The sequence below is a fragment of the Paenibacillus pinihumi DSM 23905 = JCM 16419 genome, from assembly GCF_000422505.1.
GTDB lineage: Bacteria > Bacillota > Bacilli > Paenibacillales > Paenibacillaceae > Paenibacillus_D > Paenibacillus_D pinihumi.
Window position 1 is genome coordinate 273,353 of record NZ_AULX01000012.1, and the last position, 23,246, is coordinate 296,598.

Consider the following 23,246-nt stretch of genomic DNA (forward strand, 5'->3'; position numbering starts at 1 on the left):
GAGAAATGCGGAAACCGTTAAACAGAAGCGAAAGACGCAAAGGGATGGACCGGGCCGTCCCGGCAAAAAAGACTGTTGCAACGATGAGAAAGCAGATTTTAATCGTGACGTTGAGCGGAGTATTGCTGGTGCAGCCGTTTGTTCCGCTTTCTTTGACATGGGGAGGAACGGTTGTTTCGGCAGCATCCGCACAATCACCTTCCATTAAGCTGCAGGATGAAGTGATGGTAACGTCCGGAGTCAAGCAGCAAAAATATGTATGGACTTCAACGCGGAGCAACAAGGCTGTTCAGGCCAACGTATATGTGCTGGAGCTTGATTTGAGCAATCCGTATGTGAAACTGGATGTGATGAGCGGTAAAAACAGTACGGTCGCCAGCAAAAATACGGTCACGAATATGGTTGCTGAAACCGGAGCTGTAGCGGGTATAAATGCAGACTTCTTCATTATGACTGCCGAGGGTGTTGGAATGGGCCCGCAAATTACCGATGGTAACCTGGTGACCACTCCTTCTGTAATTAAAGGCATGTATTCCTTCTCTCTGGACAAGAACCGTACGCCTGAAATTGATAACTATTCCTTCGAAGGAACCGTAACAGCGGAGTCAGGTGCTTCTTTTTCACTATCCGGCATCAACAAGACCAATTACACGATGGATACAGCTAACGGCGGCCAGCGGAGTCATGTCAATGCGCTCTATATGTATACAAGCGCCTGGGCTACGACTGAACGCCCGCAGAACAGCGCGACTATTCCGACTGAAGTGTTGGTCAAAAATGGCGTAGTAACGCAGATTCAGGAAAACGGCTCGATTCCCGGCACGGTGACGAATGACGGCTACATACTCAGGGCACATGGAGATGCAGCCAAATTCGTGCGGGAGAACCTGAAAGTTGGTCAACAGGTCTCGACAAATTATAATCTGGTGTCCCTGACTACAGGAGCGAAGAAGGATCCGGGTACTTTCCAGATGATGGTCGGCGGGCATACGATGCTTGTAGATAACGGGAAGGAAGCTGCATTTACCCGTGACATTTCCGGTGTAAGCGGCAGCAGCCCGGTAGCACGTACGGCGATCGGGTATTCCAAGGATAGCAAGAAGCTGTATCTGTTCACAGTTGAGAAGCAAGGCAGCAGCTCGGGCATGACGCTTAAGGAATTGCAGACTGCAATGGTCTCTCTTGGGGTGTGGAAAGGGCTTAATCTCGACGGAGGAGGTTCTACAACGATGGTGTCGCGTCCGCTGGGTGATTTCGCAGCAGGGCTGACACACTCGACCTCGAACGGGGTTGGAACATCCCAGCGTGCTGTGGCCAATGGTCTGGGGGTATACACGAATGCTCCTCAAGGCGAAGCAAAAGGAATCCGCGCCAGCGGACCTTCAAGCGTATTCGTTAACGGGCCGGCGGAGTTCTCCTTGAAAGGTTACGACACCTACTATAATCCGATTAAATTTGATGGAGCCAATGCAACCTGGAGTGCGAAGTCACTGGGCAGCTTCTCCGGAAATGTATTTACAGCCAAGAAAACCGGGAAAACGACACTGACGGTCAAATCCGGCAGCGCATCAGCGACAATGGATGTGGAAGTGGTTGCCGGAAGCCAGATTGATCAGATGACCGTGTCCCCGAGCAGCAGCTCGGTTGCTGCAGGTTCATCCATCAGCCTGCCAGTTAAGGTGAAATTAAACGATGGCCGCGAGCTGACGGTTCCGGCTGAATCCATAACCTGGGAGCTGCAAGGCATGAAGGGCACCGTGAAGGACGGAAAGCTGATGGTCGAGTCCGTGAACAAGGGCGCTGATAATGCCTATGCGATTGCAAGATATGACGGCTATGCTACAATGGCTGCCTTCTCTGCTTCGAAATCGGTAGCATCGAAAGTTTGGGAAGACTTCGAGAAGGTGAATTACCCGATTACGTTTAAAGGCAATCCATCCGGCACATTAGGTTCTGCTTCTATTGCCAAAGGGCTGGGCGGCAAGGAAGGATCTGCCCTGCAAATTACGTATGACTTCACCACGGGCGCCGGCGGCCGTTGGGCTTACGCAGTACTGGGCAGCAACGGAAAGGCCGTAGAGGGCAAGCCTGTAAGCCTGACAGCCTCCGTCTATGGAGACGGCAGCAAAAACTGGCTGCGCGCCGAGGTAAACGATGCCAAAGGGAAGACACATTATCTCGATCTGGCCAGACCTCTTGATTGGACCGGGTGGAAGGATGTCAAGGTGGACTTGAGCGGGCTGGGCCTAAGCTACCCAATCTCGGTCAAGCAGATTTATGTCGCGAACCCGGAATCCGGACAAGAGGAGCGCGCACTCACAGGACAGGTAGCAATTGACGATATTAAATTTGAATATCAGAATATGGTTTCAACTCCCGCGGCTTCCAAAATCGAGCTGACAATCGGCAAGAAGAGCGCCGCAGTAAACGGCCAGGCAACAGCCCTTGATGCAGCTCCAATCGTTTTGAGCGGGACTACTTATGTGCCGCTGCGTTTCGTATCGGATGCGATTGGCGGTCAGGTAAACTGGGAAGGCAGCAGCCGCCGGGTGACTTTTATCCGGGGAAGCAAGATGCTGGACCTTTGGATCGGACGCAAGGAAGTTGTGATGAATGGCTCAAGAATCAAGACGGAAGTTAGTCCTATTGAACGCAGCGGCAGAACACTCGTGCCGGTCCGTCTGGTATCCGAGCAGCTTGGTTTGACCGTGAATTGGGACAGTAAGGCCCAAAAAGTTACAATCCAATAATATTTCATACAGCATCTATGGTATGATAGTAGCAGTCGAGTTTAATAGGAAAGTGGGCGGGTTCGGTAGTGGAGTACAGAGTCGATGACATCGATCGCGTCATCAAAAATGCGATTCAGGTTATGGAAGACAGTAAATATCAAATCTTTGAAATCTGCGAAGCCGCCCGCAACGAGCTTACTCTGCTGACCAAGGAGCTGGAGCAGGTGTTCAAGGAAACAGCCGAGACGATTGAGAGAGTTGATCGTCTCGAGCTGGATTACCGCCGTTCAAGAATCCGGCTTACCGAGGTAAGCCGGGACTTTGTCCGGTACAAGGAAGAAGACATCAAGATCGCCTATGAAAAAGCGACGCAAATCCAACTTGAGCTTATGGTTTTTCGTGAAAAGGAGAACTATTTAAAGGCGAGGCGGGACGAGTTGCAGCTTCGCGCGAAAAATGTCGAACTTTCGATTGAACGTGCAGAGACCATCAGCTCACAAGTGAATGTAGTGCTGGAGTATCTGTCCGGAGACCTTACCCAGATTACTAGAATTTTGGAGTCAGCCAAAAATCGTCAACTGATTGGACTCAAAATTATTTTGGCGCAGGAGGAAGAACGTAAACGCATCGCCCGTGAGATCCATGATGGTCCTGCCCAGTCTTTGGCTAACCTTGTCATTCGCACAGAGATTGCAGAAAGAATGCTGGTGAAGCAGGAGTTTCGCCTGGTTCAGGACGAATTAATAGATCTAAAAGGTCAGGTTCGTTCCGGCTTGGAGGAAATTCGGAAAATTATTTTCAATTTGCGCCCAATGGCCTTGGATGATTTGGGCCTTGTGCCTACGCTGCGCAAGTATGTGCAGGATTTTGAGGAAAAAACAAAAATCCGCACGAACTTTGAGTTGGTAGGCCGGGAAATTAGACTGCCTTCCGCAATGGAGGCCGGGATCTACCGCTTAATTCAGGAAGCATATACGAATGCCTTGAAGCATGCGAATCCTTCATTTGTATCGCTAGAAATCACGTATCAGGCCCAGATGGTCAAGATTGTTGTACAGGATAACGGGAGCGGCTTTCATGTCGGCCAAGCCGAACAACGGGCAGCCGAAAATTCCAGCTTTGGACTGATCGGCATGCGAGAGAGGGTGGATTTGCTCGAGGGAAGATTGGATATCGAATCAGCAATCCAGGAAGGCACTAAAATTACGATTCATATTCCTATAAACGCAGAGATAAGAAAGGAGTCTTAATAATATGGAGTTAGCATCAACAGGAACACGCAAAATCAAGGTTTTGCTCGCAGACGATCACCAGCTTTTTCGTGAAGGCTTGAAACGGATTTTGAATATGGAAGAAGACCTCGAAGTCATTGGGGAATGCGGCAATGGCATTCAGGTACTGGAGTTTTGCAATCATCAGAAGCCTGAGGTTGTTCTGATGGATATCAATATGCCGGTGGAGAACGGAGTCGTCGCTACAGAGAGACTGCGTGACATTTTCCCGGATGTGAAAGTCATTATTTTGTCGATTCATGACGATGAAAGTTATGTGTTTGAGACCCTTCGCAAGGGAGCCAGCGGTTATCTGCTGAAAGACATGGAAGCTGAGGCGTTAGTCAATGCGATCCGTTCTGTCGTCAGCGGCCACGCTTATATTCATCCGAAGGTCACGGGCAAGCTGATCAACCAGCTTCGCAGAATGACATACTTGGACGAGATTGGCGCTGTATCCGGTGCGGCGGCAACCAAAGAAAGCGGCGTGAAATTTATCGCAGGCGACAACAACCCGCTGACCCGCAGAGAAGCAGAGGTTCTGAGACTGATGGCTGAGGGGAAAAGCAACAAGCTGATCGGCGAATATTTGTATATCAGTGAGAAGACGGTTAAAAACCATGTCAGCAGCATTCTGCAAAAAATGGAGGTTGATGACCGGACGCAAGCGGTAATCAACTCTATCAAGAATGGCTGGGTTACCCTGTAACCTTCAATTTTTGCATACATATTGGACAGAATATAAAGAGTGCCCTAAAGCTCTAATATGAACCATGGCCCGCAAGATAACGCTTGAAAAAGTGATGCTCTTGCGGGTCGTTGTTCATCTGGCGTTAGGGGCATTCTTTTTTATGGTTCAGCAGATACTTTCACAAGACATAGAATCATATATTTTAAATTTTCTTCAGTATTTTATTAATCATCGTGCAGGGTTTTTGTTCTTTTACTCGTCTATTTAAAATGGGAAGGGGGAGAGCGTATTTGTGAAGAGGAGTGGATAAAGCAAATTAAAGACGGCAACATGGAAGTATTTCGCCTTCTTGTCGAGCATTACCGTCAGGATTTGTACAGCTACATCTACGCGGTGCTTCGAAATCCGAAGGATACAGAGGATGCGCTCCAAGAAGCGCTGCTGCAGATATACCTGGCTCTCCCCCAGTACAGAGGGCAAGGCCTCAAAACCTGGCTTACCCGTATTGCAGTCAACAAGGCAATTGATTACAAGCGCAAACTGAAGCGCACAATTGAGCTGCCGCTGGAAGGGACAGTGGGCGGCCCGGAGTCTCAGCTGGGTGTCAATAATAACAATGCGGCTGCTTATGAGGGAACAACTGAAGGAGCGGTTTTACGGGCCGAAAGGGTTCAGCAGGTCCATAATATGATTGAAGCTATGCCTGAAGGACATAAGAAGGTTGTACAAGCTTTCTATATGGAGGACAAAAGTTATAAGGAAATTGCCGAACAGGAACAAGTGGAATTGAAAACCGTTGAGTCCCGTCTCTATCGCGCCAAACAATGGTTGAGGAAGCACTGGAAGAAGGAGGATTTGACATGAAGCATCTGGACAAAGACTTTTGGCTGGCTTACTCCCTGGACCGCGTGACGGATATGGAGCGGAAGCTTGCGGAGAAGCATTTGTACGCCTGTGACCACTGTTTAAAGCTTTATGCTGAAGCTGCAGAATCCAGTCATGGCATCTGGCCTGAGCAAAGGGCAGAAGCATTAACAGAGAAGGTAATGTCCGGCTTGCAGTCAACAAGGCAGAACTCATCCGGTCATGAACGCAAAACCAAGGTTCTCCATTATATGATTGCTGCCAGTATTACGTTTTTGCTTATGTCATCAGGGGTCTTTCATGAACTGTTTTCCTATACGGACAAGTGGAGGATATCCGTAATTGCAGAGCACGATACGCCTCTCCTGACAGAGAAAGTTATGGACAGAACCTCTGAGGTGTTAAACTCCTGGGTAACGGGCAAGACGGGCAAGTAATACGTGAACGAATAACAAGCGCGAAATTACAATACATTCCGGCACGGTTTTTCATATAGCAACGGAAATGTAAAAAGGTATTTAAGAAAGGGGCAGAACAAATTGGTACGAAGTCCGGTATCTATTTTCTTTTTGGCTTTTATCCCCGGAATGGGGCATTTTGCAATCAACCGTATTGGCAGAGCGGTTACTTTCATGCTGCTGTTTTTTGGCATACTTGGAGGAGGAGGTTTGCTGGCTGTTGCATCAGGTGACGGAGGCAATATTTTAATCGTTATTTTTTTCGCAGCTATAGTATGGCTGTTCAACATGCTGGACATTATCATTTATTTGGTCAGGCACCCTGCTGGCGTATGGAGGGATGGCTATTACGGGGGAAACGGACCATCCGTAAACTCCCCGATACCTCCAATATCCCCAAATGGATATTCACATAATGAAGTATCGCCGTCCCATCATAACGGTTCTTCCGCTCAGCATGGGTATGGACAGGGTGCTGTTCCGCCGGGACAAGGGAATCAAGCGACAGAGCGCTTCTTTACGATTTTGCTATCTTTCATCCCGGGACTTGGGCATTTGCAGCTTGGATTGAAGCAGCGCGGGTTGACTTTGCTTGTCGGATTTTTCGGTATGATGATCATGATTTTTTTTCTGTCAATTCTAACCAATCAGAGAGGTTTTTTAGTCTTTCTGGCTGCGCTCCCGATTCTATGGCTATATGGAATGTTTGATGCTATATCTCTGGTTGGCCGAAAGCAAAGAGGAGAGGTTTTGCAGGATATTACGATTCTTGAGGAATGGGATCGCGAGCGGGAGACCGGCAGACGCAGCAGGCTTGTGGCGACACTGTTTTCTGTATTTCCGGGCGCGGGCCATATGTATTTGGGATTGCAGCGCCGCGGCCTGCAGCTTATGGCCGGCTTCCTGTTTTCCATTTATATACTGGATACGCTGCGCTTAACTTTGTTTTTATTTATTGTGCCGATTATTTGGTGCTATGCCTTTTTTGACGGGTTGCAGCAAAGCTCCAAATTTGAGCAGTACGGGGGGCATCTGCAAGATGAGCCTGTAATACAATGGCTTCCTAACCGGCAGCGGGGATTGGGTGCAGGACTGATTTTGCTGGGCATTTATTATGTATTTGATCAGCTGCTGGTTGGTATTTTGCCGCGGTATTTCAAGGACTTGTTTAACCTGTATGCCATTCGTGAGCATATTCAGTCCGCTATGGTAGCGATTCTGCTTATTGCTGGCGGTATTATGCTTCTGGTAAAAGGGACAAGGAAGAAGAAGGAAGGTAATATGTAATGGGAAATAGACAATGGAGAGTCGGGACCTGGTCAATGGGCCTGGCGATGATCGCAATGGGAAGCATGATTGCACTCTCCTATTTCTTTGGATCGCAGTGGCTCGAGCGGGCTGTTCTATGGTGGCCCTTGCTGCTCATTATGGTGGGCATTGAAATTTTGATTTATTTGTGGCAGAGCAAACAGGATGCGCCGCTTGTCAAATTTGATCTGTTCAGCATGTTTGTGGTGGCTTTCTTTGGAGGAACTGCGATTTTGTTAGCGCTTGGGCAGTCCTCAGGTATTATAGAAGAATTCCGCAAGTTAACAGCGGAAAAAACATACATGGATATTACAGACCATCAACAACCGGTTGATGCCTCCATAAAGCGAATTGTGGTCCGTGGAAACGGCAGAATGGGACCGCAAGTTTCCGTTGATAAAATGAAGGAGCGCAGTGTTGAAGTGTTTGGGAATTGTCTGGTCTCGCCAGGAAGGGAAGGGCAGAAGGAACTGGATGTAACCCGTATGCGCCAGGCAGGCGATACCTTGTATATTTCGTTGAATCAGTTAAAAGAGAGAGGAAGGTTTCCAGTCTCTTCTGATTATTGCTACGTCACTCTGGTGTTGCCGGAAACTATTCCGGTCGAGATGCCTGGATGGCTTGTACGCCCGATATTTGAAGGAGAGCTGCCAAAGAACTGGAAGCTTAACGATAACCTTTAAGTCTGGAACCACCAGTTCGCGCAGCGCATATAGTGCTACAAAAAGGAGGTGGCTCTTATGGTCTCCTTGTTCCTTGGCATTGTAGTGTGCTATATGCTGGCTGCAGCGATCGTGTTGATCATCCGTTATTATTACGGCCAAAAGCAGTCCAACACCTCTCATTATGTGCTTGTGGGCGACAACCATGAGCTGCAAATGGAAGGTTACATCCGGGCGATTCGCTGGTCATCTTTAAAATCCGGTTCGCCGGTCAAAATAACGGTTGTCGATGAAGGCTCAACCGATGAAACCGGGGCAATCGTGCAGAAGCTGGCCCGTAAGGATAAGGGCATTTTGCTGTACAATGCGGGAGAAGCAAAACGAAGATCAGAAGCTGCGGCGGCACAGCAGGCAGTTTCAAGCTTCAACCCCTGGCCGGGGCGTTCGGGTATCCGTGAGCCTCATCATTATTTGTGGATGCTGCAAGCGGAAGGAATTGTATCGGAAGCCGACCACGCGATTGTTGTTGATTTAAGAAGGCCGGAGCAGCTTGAAAAGTTGCCGTTATAGTCCTTCCGCCCGTTGTCGTTGCTCTGTCATCCTTTGGTTGTTCCGCCGGCGATTGTGGGGTATACTGAAAATGGTAAAAGAGTTGGAGTGAAGCACACTTCTTAAAGCGTTTTCTGCGCTTATAGGAGTGTGCTTTTTTGCGTTGTCATAAAGAGGGGGATGAGAATGAAAGCATGGATATATGCTGTACAGCTAGAGTCGGGAATTTGGCAGGCGGGTGCAAGTATTCATAGTGAGGTGACACAGCTTTATTGGCTGGATGAGGATTTTTGGGATGGGGTCATGCGAAGGGAGGTGCGCTTCAATAAAGAACTGGAAAAAGCAGCGGATTGTTCAGTTGATTCAGTTCCCTTCCCACGATCCGACTGTCTGCAAAATGAACACCAAGCAATGTGTTGGGGGAGAAGCAGCCAGCCGCTCGGCATTGCTGTTGAAGCGGCGGAGCGCTGGAATGAAAAGTACGGGAGCCGTCGTCTGGAGAAGCAGCAGATCAAGCCTCTCTTGAAGCAGATGCTGGAGCATGTATGGAATGAGCATCGGGCCAGGGAAATGAAAGAGAAGAACAGAAAGGTGACATTCTTCAACGATGACGCCCGGTGCATGGAGTTCAGCTGGCTCGCTGCGGGACAAGCTGAAAGTGGAAGTGAGCGCGGGCTGCTGCGCCATGCTCAAGGGCAAGTGTGGGCCGCAGCCGCTGATGCTGCGGTCTTGGTTTTGCAGGGTCGTGCGCTGCTGCACAGCGAAGCGCACGACCTGCTCGCCGCCGCTGGCGCAGCACTGCCGGCAGGCGCAAGCTGGGACGCGTTGCTCCAGCTTGCGGCCCATCAGGGCCGGCTGCGCCTGTGCAGCGCCATAGCCGCTGCGGCGGCCGGGCGCCGGCGAGGCGCCCTTGTGCGGGCGCTGGCATGGCCGCGCCCGCGGAGGGACTGCCGCTGCAAGCGCTGCGGCAGCGGAGCGGCGCGCATGCGCCGTACACCATGCGCCGCGTGCGGGCGCATGTGCGCCTACTGCGAGGCGTGCCTCGGCATGGGCCGGGCACGCGAGTGCGGGCTGCTCGTGCTCGGCAGCCCTGCACCCGGGCGAGAGCCGGCCACGGCAGTGCCTGTGGCCGCGTCACCAGCCGCATGGCCGGCCCCCCATGCGGACCAAACCCCAATACCGCTGGCAGACCGCCTGCGTCATTGGGGACTTAGCCCGGCTCAGCTCGCTGCAGCCGGCGAAGCGCTTCGCTATATCGAGGCGGCTCCTTCTCCGCTTGCAGCTGCTGACAGCAGGCCGTTCCCATGCTATCAGAAGATAGCAGCCCGCATTGGGCTTCATCTTTCTAGGAGTACCTATGCGGAACCAGAGCATCGTGAATTTCTACTTTGGGCAGTGACGGGGGCCGGCAAGACGGAGATGATCTTTCCGTTAATTGAATCCACATTGCAGCGGGGCGGCCGGGCACTCTTGGCTACTCCCCGCCGGGATGTTGTACTGGAGCTTGATCCAAGAATCCGCAAAGCTTTTCCCGGACGCTCTGTTGTTACCCTATACGGAGGAAGCAGCCAGCGCTGGGAGGCGGGAGAAATTACACTTTCCACCACCCATCAGCTGTTCCGTTTTGAAGCTGCTTTTGAGCTCGTCATTATTGATGAACTGGACGCCTTTCCTTATTTGGGCGACGAACAGCTTTATTTTGCTGCCCGGAAGGTCAGCAAGCCCGGCGGTGCCAGAGTGCTGCTCTCGGCAACTCCGCCGGAAGACCTCCAGCGAGCCGCAAACCGCGGCAACCTCGCTCATGCCAGGGTTCCTGTACGCTATCATCGTCATCCGCTGCCTGTCCCGGTACTTCTGCGCATACCCGGCACAGCAGAGTTAATTAGCCGGCAGGCTATCCCTGTCAAATTGATTCAGGCGCTTCGCAAATCATTAAACAGGGAGGCCCAGCTTTTTGTGTTTGTTGCCAAGATCCGTCACGTAGAGCCATTATGTCAGCTGCTTCGTGGTTTATTGAAGAATGTCATGATCGACGGGACATCATCTGCCGATGCTGAACGTACGGAAAAGGTGCAGCGGTTTCGGAAGCGGGAGATTCGTTTGCTGATCACTACGACAATATTGGAGCGGGGAGTTACCGTGCCGCGCAGCGATGTCTTTATTATGGATGCAGGTGCTGGTTTGTTTGATGCGGCGTCTCTTGTTCAAATGGCAGGACGCGCCGGGCGTTCAGGCGATGATCCCTTCGGGAACGTTTATTTTTGCAGCCCGGACAAGACCCGTTCACAGGCATCGGCAGTCAGACAGATTATGACGATGAACCGCTATGCCCGTAAACACGGTTATCTCCTGCGTAAGGAGGGGAGCTGATTTGAAACGGTTATTTCGCTCTTTTTTTGAACTGCTTCGTCCCTCTTTCAAATCCTGCCGGATATGCGGAAAAGTAGTTGCGGAGACGATGCGGGAAGGAATGCCCGGTTATACGTCGTATGCCCGTTTTGTATCCGCCATGCTGTGCCGGGAATGCTGCAGCAGTATTCCTTGGATTGAAGCCGGTCAAATCTGTTGCCATGCTTGCGGCAGAAGTATCCCGTGCAATGACTGTATCAGACTTCCAACTTCTGAACTCATACGCAATCGCAGTGCAGTTCGCTATGACGATGGGATGAAGGAGCTTCTGGCTCAATTGAAATACCGGGGTGACGAAGCTGTTGCCTCCTTGCTTGAAGCACTTATGTGCCCGGCTTTCGAACACATGACCTCGGAGCTTTACCGCTTATATTGCACGCATAAAAATCTTGCCAAATATCATCCTCGGGAACTGATGCAGCTTCTTCAGCGGGGCGGCCCGAACCAAGCCGCTTACGTATGGGATGCGCTCACTTATGTCCCGGTTAGCAGCCAGCGGGCTGAGGAGAGGGGCTTTAACCAGGCACAACTGCTCGCGGAGGGGCTTGCCGTGCGGTACGGCCTGCCCGCTATCGAACTTTTAAACAGGATTCGGGACACGCCCAAGCAAAGCTTTCAATCGCGAAAAGCAAGGTTTCAAAATACAGAAGCTCTGTTCACTCCTGCTCCTGATGCTGCTCACTTGCTCAATCAGCTATCTCTGAAGCGCAACCGTCAACAAAGCACTCCAACTAACAGCACCATCCGAATTCTGATTGTAGATGATATTTATACAACGGGAAGCACGCTTAGGGCATGTGCCAAATCGCTGAGCGGGACAGTGATTCCGGTAGAGGTCTATTCTCTTGCCTGGGCGAGGGGATAGGATAGCGAAGGCAAGGCTGTCTGTCCTATGGTTAGTTCTATATTCAACTTAGAAATTCTGTGCTTCAGACAAACTGAAGATTAATTTTAAGAAAACATTAGTGAAAAAAATAAAGTTATCCGTTAAAATAAAATGTAACTTAGTCAGCTGGAACGAAAAGGAGTTGGCATTGATGAATCTGGGTAACTGTCCCCGCTGCGGCAAGCTCTATCAGCTTAATCTGCGGAACCTGTGTCCTGCTTGTATAAAAGAAATTGATAAGCAGTACGAGCTTTGTTCAGATACGCTCAGAAAAACCCCGGGATTGTCGATTAATGAATTGTCTGAGGAAACGGGGGTCAGCACAAAGCAAATTACGAAGTTCATCCGCGAAGGCCGTATTTCGATTATAAATGCTCCCAATATGTCCTATCCTTGTGAAGTATGCGGAACACTGATTCGTGAAAATAACATCTGCAATGATTGCCGTCAGCGGCTGGTTAAGGATGTGAATTCGGTAAAGGGTCAGGGAAGGCAGGGACCAGGAAATAAATCGTCCAATACATACCAGATCGGGGAATGGGAATCCTGAGTATTTGCTCACGACTTTGCATTTTCCAAACAATGGAGCACTTGATTCAGCCCGAATGCTATAAACTTTTATAAACTCTATGCCGATATTACATCATAGTAATCATCGGCTATTTCTTTTTGAACGGAGTGAGACTATGAAATTGAATGAAATCGGACGGATTGCAAGCATACAGAAATACGCAGCCGGCGGCAGCGGGAAACGGTCGGATCATGCAGCATCGGCTCGTCGCAAAGACGAAGTGTCGATTTCACCGGAGGCGAAAGAATTATTGGAGTCGCAGCGAACAAATCAGGCGGAACGCGCCAAAAAGCTGAGTGAACTAAAAGAATCGGTAACGACAGGCACTTATCATGTGGATTCCGGCAAGATTGCGGAAAAGCTGTTGCCTTATTTGAAATTACCTAAAGAATAGATCAATTAGCCGATTAGCAACCAGCCTTATTTTATAGCACAAGGAGATTACAACATGGATGAAGCTGTACAAGTCATTGTCGATACGCTGGAAGAACTGAATACGGCGCACCGTCAGCTCATTACGCTGGGATTGGAGAAGCGCGATGCGATTCTGGCGAACGCCACCGATGCTGTTGCATCGGCAACGAATCGCGAAACCAAGGTGATCCAGAAGACTGCGGAGCTGGACCGGCAGCGGCTGCTTGCCGTAGGCAAGTATCTGGTAAAGCGGGGAGTGGCTCCTACGAACTCCTTTCGCATGACACAGCTCATTCAGATGGTGTATAAGGCTGAGGAGAAACAGTCGCTTCAAGCCGCTTGCGAGCAGTTGTCCGCAACGTTGAAGGAGCTTCAGGATATTAACGATTTCAATCAGCAAATGATGAAGCTTAATCTTGAATATATCGCACATTCTCTGGATATTATTGCGGGACCGAGCGAGGATGAGGCTACGTACCACCGTTCACTTCAGTCAGAGGGCTTTAAGCGCTTTAGCCAGTTTGATACCAAGGCATAAGAAAGAGGTGTGGACAGATGAGATCGACATTTCATGGGCTGGAGGTCTCCAGACGGGGGATTTTTACCCAGCAGGCAGCGCTTTATACGACCGGACATAATATTTCGAATGCAAGTACAGAGGGCTTCTCCCGCCAGAAGGTAAATATGGTAGCGGCCAGACCGTTGGAAGGCTACGGGATGATGCGCTCCACAGTGCCTGGGCAGATGGGAATGGGGGTTGAATTTTCCTCGATTACCCGGATTCGCGAGAAATTTCTCGATGACCAGTTCCGCAATGAGAATAAGGCGCTGGGCAATTATACGGTTCAAAAGGATACGTTGGAAAAGCTGGAGAAGATCGTCAGTGAGCCGACGGAAACCGGCTTCAGAACGGTGCTGGGAGAGTTTTTTAATGCATGGTCGGATTTGAGCAAGACGCCGGAGAGCGGGGACAGCCGCAAGATTGTACGGGAGCAGGCTCAGGCATTAGCAGACTCTCTTAATCATACGGCCAAGCAATTGAATGATCTCCAAGCAGATATTGAGACTAACATGAATATTAAAATGCTCGACGTCAACTCGATGCTGGGGACCATCAGCCAGTTGAACGTGGAGATTAACCGTGTCGAGGGACTTGGGGACAGTGCGAATGATCTGCGTGACCAGCGGGATTTGCTGGCTGACCAGATTTCCAAAGTCATTAATATTAATGTAACGGAACTGGGCACAGGCTATCAGATTTCGATGGGCGGCGTGAATTTGGTAGAGGGTAACGTCCTGAACCCGTTGACTATGGACGGAATTCAAGAAGCTTTTACAAATGGGGATTTGAATGACGGTGAAATGTACGGCCTGATCGAATCCAGGGACCGTTTCGTTCAAGGCTACATCAATGATTTGGACAAGCTGGCACGTACAATCGCAAACGGTGATGTAGAGATTACGCTCCCTAAAGGGACAATGCTGCCGCCAGGAGTTGTTCTGAATGGCATTCCTGCAGGCACGCGTGAAGTCACCGAGGATACGAAGGTTACTGTAAAGGGGCTTAATGGCCTGCATCAGCTTGGATACACTTTATCGGGTCAGCAGGGGGTTCCGTTCTTTACGAATGCAAACGGAGGAACCGACGATATTTCGGCACTTACATTCAAGGTTAACCAGTCGATCATCGATGATGCTTTTCAAATTGCCACTGCGATGAAGGTAACGGTTGATGAGAACGGTGTGGAAAAACCGGTTATCGGGAATAACGGGTTGGCAGTGTTATTTTCCCAGGCAAGGGACGCCAAGTTCAATTTTGGTACAGATGCTGTCAAAGACGAAAATACACTCAGCTCCTTTTTCAGTTCAGTAGTCGGCCAGTTAGGCGTACAGACGAAGGAGGCGGCGCGCCAGACGAGCAATGCCCAGTCTTTGGTGGATCAAGTTGACGGTAGAAGACAATCCGTGAGCGGCGTATCGTTAGATGAGGAAATGTCCAATCTGATCAAATTCCAGCATGCCTACAATGCGGCTGCACGTAATATGACTACAATTGACGAGATGCTTGACCGGATTATTAACGGTATGGGCGTCGTCGGACGTTAAAGAAGGCAGGGGGATAAACCATGGCAATTCGTGTAACCCAATCGATGCTCAACAGCCAGTTGCTGCGTAATGTTTCGGGTAATCTGAACAAGATGAACAACTTGCAAAATCAACTGTCTACTGGCAAAAAGATCAATGCGCCTTCTGACGACCCGGTTGGTTTGACTTTTGCAATGCGCTACCGTAATGAGCTGTCATCTAATGATCAGTATATTCGCAACGTGGACTCGGCGCTTTCTTTTATTGAGTATACGGATACGGCGCTTGGCCAGATCGGAGATGTTGTTCAACGTGCGCGTGAGCTGATGGTACAAGGTTCGACTACCCAGCCAGATACTGCTTACAGTGCAATTAAACTTGAATTGGGTGAACTCTATAATCAGCTCACAGAGGTAGGCAACAGTAAATTTAATGGGAAATATGCCTTCAATGGAGAGCAAACGACTACAGAGCCATATCCCAAATTAGGTGTGGATGACAATTCAACGGCTGCGAAAGCCTACCAGGTCACGACAGATTCCGGCCAATTGAAATTAGAACTGTCTCCAAGTATGACGCTTGCGGTAAATGTTCCTGGGAACGAGATTTTCGGAGAAGCAGTAACGCCTGCGAATGAAGCAGATAGTAATAATCTGTTTTATGTACTTAAACAAGCGTGTGATGCTTTAGAAGGAGGACGCCCTGAGGAAGTATCAGCACTGCTGGGCAAGCTGGATTCCAGAATGAATACAATTCTTGAGAAACGATCTGAAATTGGCGCCCGTATGAACCGCGTTGAACTGATTCAAGGCCGGCTGGGAGATATAGACCAAAACCTGACTGAACTGCAATCCAAGACAGAAGATGCAGATTTGGCATATGTCATTACCAATTTGCAAATGGAAGAGAATGTATACCAGGCGTCTTTATCTACGGGAGCGAGATTAATTCAGCCAAGTCTTATCGACTTCTTGAGATAAGGCGGCATAAACGATGAACATACCCCAGATTCAAATTAGGCAGCAGTATGGCCAAATCGGGATTAACGCTGAACGGGGACATCAGGAAATTGAACAGCCGGGACCCGATATAAGCATGGTCCAGCATCGTGCCAAACTGGATATTTCCCGCAGTGAAGGGTATTTGGAAATTAACCAGGAACGGGCTTGGGACGCATTGGCGTTAGGAAACAATCTGGAGACCATGAAGAAAATTTACTCTATGGGACCGGAGATTGCAATGCGTGGAATTGCCCGCCGTGTAGAAGAAGGCAAGCAGCTTGCCAATTTGTTATATAAGGGTAATGCCATTGCGGACATAGCGAAAGGATGGCGCGAACGCTTTCCTGAATTTGATTTTCGTGGACCTGCCTCAGGTTTAAATGTCGATTTGAACTATACACCTTCTGAACTCACAATAGATTCGGAGATGGGCAGTATAGAATATAACGTACAACCCAATCGTCCAATTCATAGTTATGAGATGGGGAAATTGGATATCTATATGAACCAATGGCCCAAAATCGATATAACAGTGGATATGAGTGTATAATTTATTATAGGCCCCTTGCATGAAGATTCTTTCTTTATGCATAGAGGCCTATATTTGTAGTGGTACGCTATTTTCAAATATCGTAATAATGAAGAACTATGCGACTCAATCATAAATGAAAATACCAGTTGTTGAGGAGGAGTAACAAATGAAAATGGAAACCTCGTGGCTTGGGGAGATTGAAATCCCTCAGGAGGCCATTTTACGGTTCGAACTCGGGCTGCCGGGCTTTGAGAATCTTCGGAGCTTTGCTTTGATTCAAATGGAAGAAGAGTCTGACATCCGGATTCTGCAATCGTTGGAAGAACGTCATATTTCCTTTTTAGTAGGATCACCCTTTTTATTCCATCCTGAATATGAATTTGATTTGCCGGAGCCTGTTCAAGAGGAATTAGAATTAAAGGGAGAAGAAGGTCTCGAGATTCTGGCCATTCTGAATGTACCCGGAGATCTTTCCAAAGCAACGATTAATTTGCTTGCTCCTCTGATATTAAATAAGAATAACGGCAAAGCAAAGCAGTATATACTTCGTTCAAATGAATATAGCCCGCGGCATCCCATTATGAAGCCTGACCAGGTTTCCACTAACATTGGAGGAGGCGAATAACTATGCTTGTACTTTCCAGAAAAGCTGATGAATCGATCATGATCGGTGAACAAATAGAGGTTGTTGTCTTGGGGATGGAAGGTGATGTTGTCAAGCTTGGTATTCGTGCCCCAAAGCATGTTGATATATACCGGAAAGAGTTATATGTTGCCATTCAGGCATCAAATAGAGAAGCCGTACAAGGACAACCGGCAATCGAGCAATTGGCCGGACTATTAATAAAACAGCGCAATGAAGAAAATATTGAAAAAAAATAATGAATTTCATGCAAATGCTATAAAGTTATTTGAAGCATTGTCGTTATATTAATTAAGCGCGGTAATAGTGCGGCCGACCTATTATCGCAGCTCCGCAAGGATGCGGAAAACATATTTCAAGGAGGAAATATAACATGCGTATTAATCACAACATTGCTGCTTTGAACACTCACCGCCAACTGGGTACTAACACTGCTGGAGCTTCCAAAAACCTGGAAAAATTGTCTTCCGGTCTTCGCATCAACCGTGCTGGTGACGATGCTGCCGGTCTGGCAATCTCCGAAAAAATGCGTGGTCAAATCCGTGGTCTGGACATGGCTTCCAAAAACGCACAAGACGGAATCTCCCTGATTCAAACTGCTGAGGGTGCATTGACTGAAACTCACAGCATCCTGCAACGTATGCGTGAGCTGGCTGTTCAAGCTTCTTCCGATACGAACGAAGGCGTTGACCGTCAAAAGCTGCAAGCAGAAGTTGACGAGTTGTCCAAAGAAATCAAACGTATCTCCACAGATACTGAATTCAATAACCAAAAAGTGCTTGATGGTTCTTTTGATAACAAAACATTCCACATCGGTGCGAATGCAGGCCAAAACATTAAATTGACCATTAATGATATGAGCAACTCTAAACTGGGTGTTAATGGCTTTAAGGCTGTTGATTCAAATGCTCTTAATGACAAAATTGTAATTTCTAACAAGGATAATACAGCATTTAAAATTGAGTTCACACCAGCTGGGGATCAAGATGCTGCAGCAGTTGAAAAAACATCTGCGAAAATTGGCGCTGATGGAAAAATTACTATTACCTTAAAACAAGACGCTGGGGATACTACTGATGCTGGAGAAATCACTGCTACTTATCAAGATGTGATTGATGCTCTGAAAGGAATTGGTTTCGAAGCGAAGGTTGCTACTGGAACAACTGCAACTGACAAAGTTGCTGCTGCTGATGCTACTGCTGGTGAAACAGCTACAGATATTACTGCTGCTTCCGTAGTAGATGACACTACAGGTGTGTATATTTCCACGCAACAAGCTGCAGACAGAGCGATTACAACCATTAACAATGCTCTGAACCAAGTTTCTGAGGAGCGCTCCAAATTGGGTGCTAACCAAAACCGTCTGGAGCACACAATCAACAATTTGGGTGCTACTTCTGAGAACCTGTCCGCTGCTGAGTCCCGTATCCGTGACGTTGACATGGCAAAAGAAATGATGGATTTCACGAAGAATAACATCCTTACACAAGCTGCTCAAGCGATGTTGGCTCAAGCAAACCAACAACCACAAGGTGTACTGCAACTGCTTCGTTAATTTACTTTACCAAAAGGGTTCTGGATATTCCAGAACCCTTTTTTAATGTGAAAAGTTCTGTTTTGAGCATAAGTTATGGGAGGCAAAGGAATGAAAACAACTAGGAAATTACTATCGCCTGATTATATGAAGCAATTTTCCTGTATCGGTAATGCATGTGAAGATACCTGTTGCATTGGCTGGAAAGTGACTATTGATCAAGCTACATATAAGAAATATAAAAAATTGAGAAATCCTGTCTTGAAAAATGAGCTTGATAAGCATGTAAAGCGTAATCGGACAGAATCATCACCTCAAAATTACGCACATATAAACATGGATGCAGAAGGTGAGTGTCCACTGCTTACTGAAGACAAGCTATGTAGTATTCAAGTACAGGAAGGGGAGTCATATCTCTCCTTTGTTTGCAATACTTATCCTCGTTTGACGAATAAAGTGAATAATATATACGAAAAGTCTGGAACAATGTCTTGTCCTGAAATTGCCCGTTTAGCCTTATTGAGGCCAGGTGGATTAGAATTTGATGAAAGCGAAGAAACGATTGATTTAAAATACAACATATCAGGATCTATTAATACTAATAATTCTCCAGCTTCATCGGCGCAAAAATATTTATGGGAATTACGCATTTTTTCTATTGAAATATTGCAAAATAGAAATTTTAGTTTATCAGAACGATTGATTATATTAGGTCTTTTTTTGCAAAAAGTGCAAAATCACATTGATTCAGGTCAGTTGGAAGAACAACTACCCTCTACTCTAAATGCATATATGAATATGATTGAGCAAAATACTGTTGGTGAAATAATCAATGATATTCCAACATCCAGCTTAATACAAATGCAACTGCTGAAAAAGATTACAGATATGCGAGTGGGTCGAGGGGTTGGAAGTAAGCGTTATTTAGAGTGCTTTTCGGAGTTTCTCCATGGAGTTCAATATTCAGCTGAATCCTCAATTGAGGAAATTCTGATTAAATATCAGGACGCTTTTGAAAAATATTATACCCCCTTTATACGAGAGCATGAATACATACTCGAAAATTATTTGGTGAATTATATATTCAAAAATCTTTTTCCTGTGAGAAATAGTAATTTTGTATTTGATGAATATGTGATGTTGGTTATTCACTATTCTATGATTAAGCTTCAGTTAATTGGGATGGCTGGCTATCACCAAAACTCATTCAATACGAATCATGTATTAAAACTTATTCAGTCTTTCGCCAAAACTGTGGAGCATTCATCGGCTTTTCTTCAAGAACTCAAAGATTTGCTTAGAGAAAAAGGGTTTACTTCAATGGCATATATGGCGATATTAATTAAAAATAATTAAAACCTTTAATTATAATATTTTCACCTCATACAAAAGTCCTGATTAGCCGATATATACATTAATAGTATATTGTGAGAGTAGGTGCGATGATGAATCTGCAAATTTCGTTTTCTGGCAGCCCGTCAGCTGTAACAAGCAGTTATGCCCAAGCTGCCAAAACAGGTGGAGAAATCAAGCAAGTGTCTAATCCGGGTATCGATAAAGATAAACCAGATACTGCTAATGCCCAAATGTCAATTGGTGAAGAACAACTGGTGCGTTCGATTGATAGGGCTATTAAAGCCTTGCAGGGCCCGGAAACAGCGGTTGAGATAAGTGTTCATGAAAAAACCAGAGCCTTTATGGTAAAAGTCCTCAATAAGGAAACGGGTGAGCTTATCCGTGAGATCCCACCGGAAAAAACATTGGAGCTCGTTGCCAAGATGATGGAATTTGCAGGTATCATCATTGATGAACGTAGATAAGGAGGAAGTTAGATGAGAGTAACAGGTTTGGCATCCGGAATCGATATCGATGAACAAGTCAAGAAAATGATGGCGGCAAAACGTGTTCCAATGGATAAAATGAGTCAAAATAAACAACTATTAGAATGGCGCAGAGAAAGTTATCGGGAACTTAATAGCGCAATAGCAGATTTTCGTTATAATAAACTGGATAAATTCAGATTGGCGAACGCTACAAATGTGTTCAGTTCCACTGTTACCGGTAACAAAACAGCTGTAACTGCAGAAGCAACACTTACTGCTAATCAGGTTGATATGAAAGTCAGAGTGGAAAAACTGGCCACACAGACTACAGCAACATCCCCAGCTTTGGCTGATTCTACGACTTCCAAAACAAAATTAAGTGAATTAGGTGCAGTTGGTAATGCTGACGGGAAGGTAATTCTGGAAGTTAGCCGGGGTACAGGTACCCCGATTAAACTTGAATTCTCCAAGGACGATACCATTCAAAGTGTACTAAGTAAAATTAACGCTAATACAGATGCAAAGTTAAATGCATCTTTTGATGAAGCCTCAAAAAAACTAATTATCAAATCAAAAGATTACGGTGCTGATCCTTTTACTTTAAATGGGGAATTTGATACCGGTATTATGAAAACGAAAACGCCAGAGGGCAATTTGCAAATCGGTGAGCCTGCCAAAGTCTTTATAAATGGGAAAGAACATAATCCGGCTCAAAATGAGATGACAATCAATGGTGTGAAGCTTGCTTTTCTTGAGGAATCAGGAAATGAAGAATCTGTTATTACAACAAGGCCTGACGGTAATAATTTAATTGGGACCATAAAAAATTTTGTTGCCAGCTATAATAATTTGATAAATACATTAAATTCAAAGGTTGGGGAGCAAAAGTATAAAGATTTCCCACCGCTCACATCTGAACAGAGAGAAAAAATGAATGAAGATGATATAAAGAAATGGGAAGCAAAAGCAAAAAGTGGTACATTAAAGAATGATGGAATCATTAATGGTGCGCTTTTACAGATGAGAAGCCTTTTGTGGGATACCTCGACCAAAGTTGGCAATAAGAATTTGGATTTGTCCTCCATTGGTATAACGACAGGGGAGTACACTGAAAAAGGAAAGCTCTACATTGATGAGGAGAAGCTGCAACAAGCGATCAATAATAATCCTGATGAAATTGCCGCAATGTTTGGTGGGACCAAGGAGAAAGATGGTTTATTTCAGAGAATGTATGATAGGCTCCTTACTCCTTTGACCAGTATTTCAAATAAGGCTGGAACGTCCAGATATAGTGCAGATCCTACATTAAGCTTTAATGAGCAAAGCATTATGGGAAAAGAGTTAACGGATTTAAACTCAAGGATGGCTGCTTTTTCCAAAAAATTAAAAACAACAGAAGACAGTTTTTACAGACAATTCAACGCTATGGAAAGAGCCATTAACAAATTCAATATGCAATCCGCCAGCTTGGCAAACTTCGCGGGACAATAGGAGGACCACAATAGATGATCACATCTCCTTATGATAAATACAGACAGTCATCCGTTCAGACATCGACACCGGGTCAACTTCTGCTTATGCTGTATGATGGAGCGATTCGTTTTGTACGTGGAGGGATTGAGGCCATCACAGGTCAGGATTACCAGAAAGCCAATACCCTGCTTGGCAAAGCCCAGGCGATCATCAGTGAGCTCAGAATTACGCTTGATTATTCCTATGAAATCTCTCAGCAGCTATCCAGCCTTTACGAGTACATGAACCATCTATTAATAGATGCCAATGTGAAAAAACAAACGGCTCCGGCAGAGGAAGCCTTAGGCTATCTTTTGGATCTGCGTGAAAGCTGGGCGCAAGCCGCCAAGGCAGCGGGGAATACAGCCCAGGAAAGTGTCAATGTGCATGGATGATTTCATAACGAGGCTGGAAAATCTCAACGAAGAAATACTGCCGAATTTAAGCGAAACCTCGTATGAGATTTTGTCGGAATTTGTGGAAGAGCGTCAGGAGATCATTGATGAAATGACTCGAATCATTGCCGCTCATCCATTAAGTGCGGCACAGCAGAATCGGATACGTCTGCTTCAGCAGTCTGAGGAAAGCATCCGCATGCGGATGTTCGAGCTCAGAAATGAAGCGGCAGACTGGCTCCGCAACCGGGAGCAGGTTAAAACTCAACGCAAAGCGTATGAGAATGCTTATGCGGTGGACAGCATTTTAATGGATCGAAAAAAGTAAATGCAAATATCGACACCATCTGACAGAGCGCTTAAAGGCGCTCTTTTCCTTTATCTATAAGGGATGAATTCGCTTACAAAATAACGTTTGACTTTTCTGTGACAGCGTTGTATATTCGAGATGTGGGCCATATTAATGCGATCTCACAGCTATATGATGATGAAGGGAATGTTATGAATGCAAGGTAAAGTAAAATGGTTTAATGCAGAGAAAGGTTATGGATTTATCGAGACTGAGCAAGGCGGCGACGTATTTGTTCACTTCTCCGCAATTCAAACCGACGGTTTCAAAACCCTTGAAGAAGGCCAATCGGTCGAATTCGACATCGTTGAAGGCGCTCGCGGTCCACAAGCTGCTAACGTAGTCAAACTGTAATATCCGGCTTATACTAAGCCTTAGGGATATTCACGATACACTTGACAAGTGCTGGAAACTAAACCCCCGGTTGCCGGAATGTCATTAAGTTAGCCTTAACTTAATGACATTCCGTGGAACCGGGGGTTTTTTGTTATGCAATCCCCCCTGTATTGCCAGAAAACACCGCCTGCCCATTAGGGTTAGTAATCATAGTGTTTTAG

25 protein-coding genes are annotated in these 23,246 nt (G+C 46.8%); all 25 read left to right on the forward strand.

The window, feature by feature from the left end:
- Positions 1-5: 5 nt before the first annotated feature.
- The 25 genes from H583_RS0103590 (at position 6) to H583_RS0103710 (ending at position 23,043) form a co-directional block, all read left to right on the forward strand.
- Complete coding sequence (locus tag H583_RS0103590; protein ID WP_036708321.1) at positions 6-2,750, forward strand: stalk domain-containing protein; 2,745 nt, start codon at positions 6-8, stop codon at positions 2,748-2,750.
- Positions 2,751-2,818: 68 nt separating this feature from the next.
- A complete protein-coding gene (locus H583_RS0103595; protein WP_028559267.1) occupies positions 2,819-3,982 on the forward strand; it encodes a sensor histidine kinase in 1,164 nt (387 codons plus the stop codon).
- 4 nt (positions 3,983-3,986) lie between these two features.
- A complete protein-coding gene (locus H583_RS0103600; protein ID WP_028559268.1) occupies positions 3,987-4,712 on the forward strand; it encodes a response regulator in 726 nt (241 codons plus the stop codon).
- 312 nt (positions 4,713-5,024) lie between these two features.
- The gene (locus H583_RS0103605; protein WP_036708324.1) at positions 5,025-5,558 is read left to right on the forward strand and encodes an RNA polymerase sigma factor; all 534 of its coding nucleotides are present in this window, start codon (positions 5,025-5,027) and stop codon (positions 5,556-5,558) included.
- Entirely contained in the window at positions 5,555-5,995 is a 441-nt protein-coding gene (locus H583_RS0103610) for an anti-sigma factor (protein WP_028559270.1), read from the forward strand. The genes H583_RS0103605 and H583_RS0103610 overlap by 4 nt, the downstream gene beginning before the upstream one ends.
- Positions 5,996-6,097: 102 nt before the next feature.
- Positions 6,098-7,303 carry a hypothetical protein gene (locus H583_RS0103615; RefSeq protein WP_028559271.1) on the forward strand — a complete coding sequence of 402 codons (1,206 nt, stop codon included), beginning with the start codon at positions 6,098-6,100 and terminating at the stop codon, positions 7,301-7,303.
- Positions 7,303-8,007 (forward strand): hypothetical protein, encoded by a 705-nt coding sequence (locus H583_RS0103620; RefSeq protein ID WP_028559272.1) that lies wholly within the window; start codon positions 7,303-7,305, stop codon positions 8,005-8,007. Before H583_RS0103615 ends, H583_RS0103620 begins: the two co-directional genes overlap by 1 nt.
- A gap of 57 nt (positions 8,008-8,064) precedes the next feature.
- The gene (locus H583_RS35110) at positions 8,065-8,556 is read left to right on the forward strand and encodes a glycosyltransferase family protein (protein WP_051235938.1); all 492 of its coding nucleotides are present in this window, start codon (positions 8,065-8,067) and stop codon (positions 8,554-8,556) included.
- Between the two features lie 165 nt (positions 8,557-8,721).
- Positions 8,722-10,905: an ATP-dependent helicase ComFA gene (locus tag H583_RS0103630; protein WP_028559273.1), complete on the forward strand. Its 2,184-nt coding sequence runs from the start codon at positions 8,722-8,724 to the stop codon at positions 10,903-10,905.
- A gap of 1 nt (position 10,906) precedes the next feature.
- Positions 10,907-11,809: a ComF family protein gene (locus H583_RS35115; RefSeq protein ID WP_051235940.1), complete on the forward strand. Its 903-nt coding sequence runs from the start codon at positions 10,907-10,909 to the stop codon at positions 11,807-11,809.
- Positions 11,810-11,981: 172 nt separating this feature from the next.
- Positions 11,982-12,380: a flagellar protein gene (locus tag H583_RS31815; RefSeq protein ID WP_036708327.1), complete on the forward strand. Its 399-nt coding sequence runs from the start codon at positions 11,982-11,984 to the stop codon at positions 12,378-12,380.
- Positions 12,381-12,516: 136 nt separating this feature from the next.
- Entirely contained in the window at positions 12,517-12,795 is a 279-nt protein-coding gene (flgM, locus tag H583_RS0103645) for a flagellar biosynthesis anti-sigma factor FlgM (RefSeq protein ID WP_028559274.1), read from the forward strand.
- A gap of 54 nt (positions 12,796-12,849) precedes the next feature.
- A complete protein-coding gene (locus H583_RS0103650) occupies positions 12,850-13,353 on the forward strand; it encodes a flagellar protein FlgN (RefSeq protein ID WP_028559275.1) in 504 nt (167 codons plus the stop codon).
- A gap of 17 nt (positions 13,354-13,370) precedes the next feature.
- Entirely contained in the window at positions 13,371-14,921 is a 1,551-nt protein-coding gene (gene flgK, locus H583_RS0103655) for a flagellar hook-associated protein FlgK (RefSeq protein WP_028559276.1), read from the forward strand.
- A 20-nt stretch (positions 14,922-14,941) separates the two neighbouring features.
- Positions 14,942-15,880: a flagellar hook-associated protein FlgL gene (gene flgL / locus H583_RS0103660; protein ID WP_028559277.1), complete on the forward strand. Its 939-nt coding sequence runs from the start codon at positions 14,942-14,944 to the stop codon at positions 15,878-15,880.
- Between the two features lie 13 nt (positions 15,881-15,893).
- Positions 15,894-16,451, forward strand: a complete 558-nt coding sequence (locus H583_RS0103665) for a DUF6470 family protein (protein WP_028559278.1) — start codon at positions 15,894-15,896, stop codon at positions 16,449-16,451.
- A gap of 148 nt (positions 16,452-16,599) precedes the next feature.
- The gene (gene fliW / locus H583_RS0103670) at positions 16,600-17,058 is read left to right on the forward strand and encodes a flagellar assembly protein FliW (RefSeq protein WP_028559279.1); all 459 of its coding nucleotides are present in this window, start codon (positions 16,600-16,602) and stop codon (positions 17,056-17,058) included.
- A 2-nt stretch (positions 17,059-17,060) separates the two neighbouring features.
- Positions 17,061-17,315 (forward strand): carbon storage regulator CsrA, encoded by a 255-nt coding sequence (gene csrA / locus H583_RS0103675; protein WP_028559280.1) that lies wholly within the window; start codon positions 17,061-17,063, stop codon positions 17,313-17,315.
- Positions 17,316-17,449: 134 nt separating this feature from the next.
- Positions 17,450-18,631, forward strand: a complete 1,182-nt coding sequence (locus tag H583_RS0103680; RefSeq protein WP_028559281.1) for a flagellin N-terminal helical domain-containing protein — start codon at positions 17,450-17,452, stop codon at positions 18,629-18,631.
- 90 nt (positions 18,632-18,721) lie between these two features.
- The gene (gene fliB / locus H583_RS0103685; protein WP_028559282.1) at positions 18,722-19,966 is read left to right on the forward strand and encodes a flagellin lysine-N-methylase; all 1,245 of its coding nucleotides are present in this window, start codon (positions 18,722-18,724) and stop codon (positions 19,964-19,966) included.
- A gap of 86 nt (positions 19,967-20,052) precedes the next feature.
- A complete protein-coding gene (locus H583_RS0103690) occupies positions 20,053-20,430 on the forward strand; it encodes a flagellar protein FlaG (RefSeq protein ID WP_036708329.1) in 378 nt (125 codons plus the stop codon).
- Between the two features lie 12 nt (positions 20,431-20,442).
- Positions 20,443-21,924, forward strand: coding sequence for a flagellar filament capping protein FliD (fliD, locus tag H583_RS0103695; protein WP_028559284.1), 1,482 nt, complete (start codon positions 20,443-20,445; stop codon positions 21,922-21,924).
- A gap of 14 nt (positions 21,925-21,938) precedes the next feature.
- Positions 21,939-22,340, forward strand: coding sequence for a flagellar export chaperone FliS (gene fliS, locus H583_RS0103700; protein ID WP_028559285.1), 402 nt, complete (start codon positions 21,939-21,941; stop codon positions 22,338-22,340).
- Positions 22,333-22,668 carry a hypothetical protein gene (locus tag H583_RS0103705; RefSeq protein WP_028559286.1) on the forward strand — a complete coding sequence of 112 codons (336 nt, stop codon included), beginning with the start codon at positions 22,333-22,335 and terminating at the stop codon, positions 22,666-22,668. Before fliS ends, H583_RS0103705 begins: the two co-directional genes overlap by 8 nt.
- Before the next feature lie 177 nt (positions 22,669-22,845).
- Positions 22,846-23,043, forward strand: coding sequence for a cold shock domain-containing protein (locus H583_RS0103710; protein WP_028559287.1), 198 nt, complete (start codon positions 22,846-22,848; stop codon positions 23,041-23,043).
- Positions 23,044-23,246 lie beyond the last annotated feature (203 nt).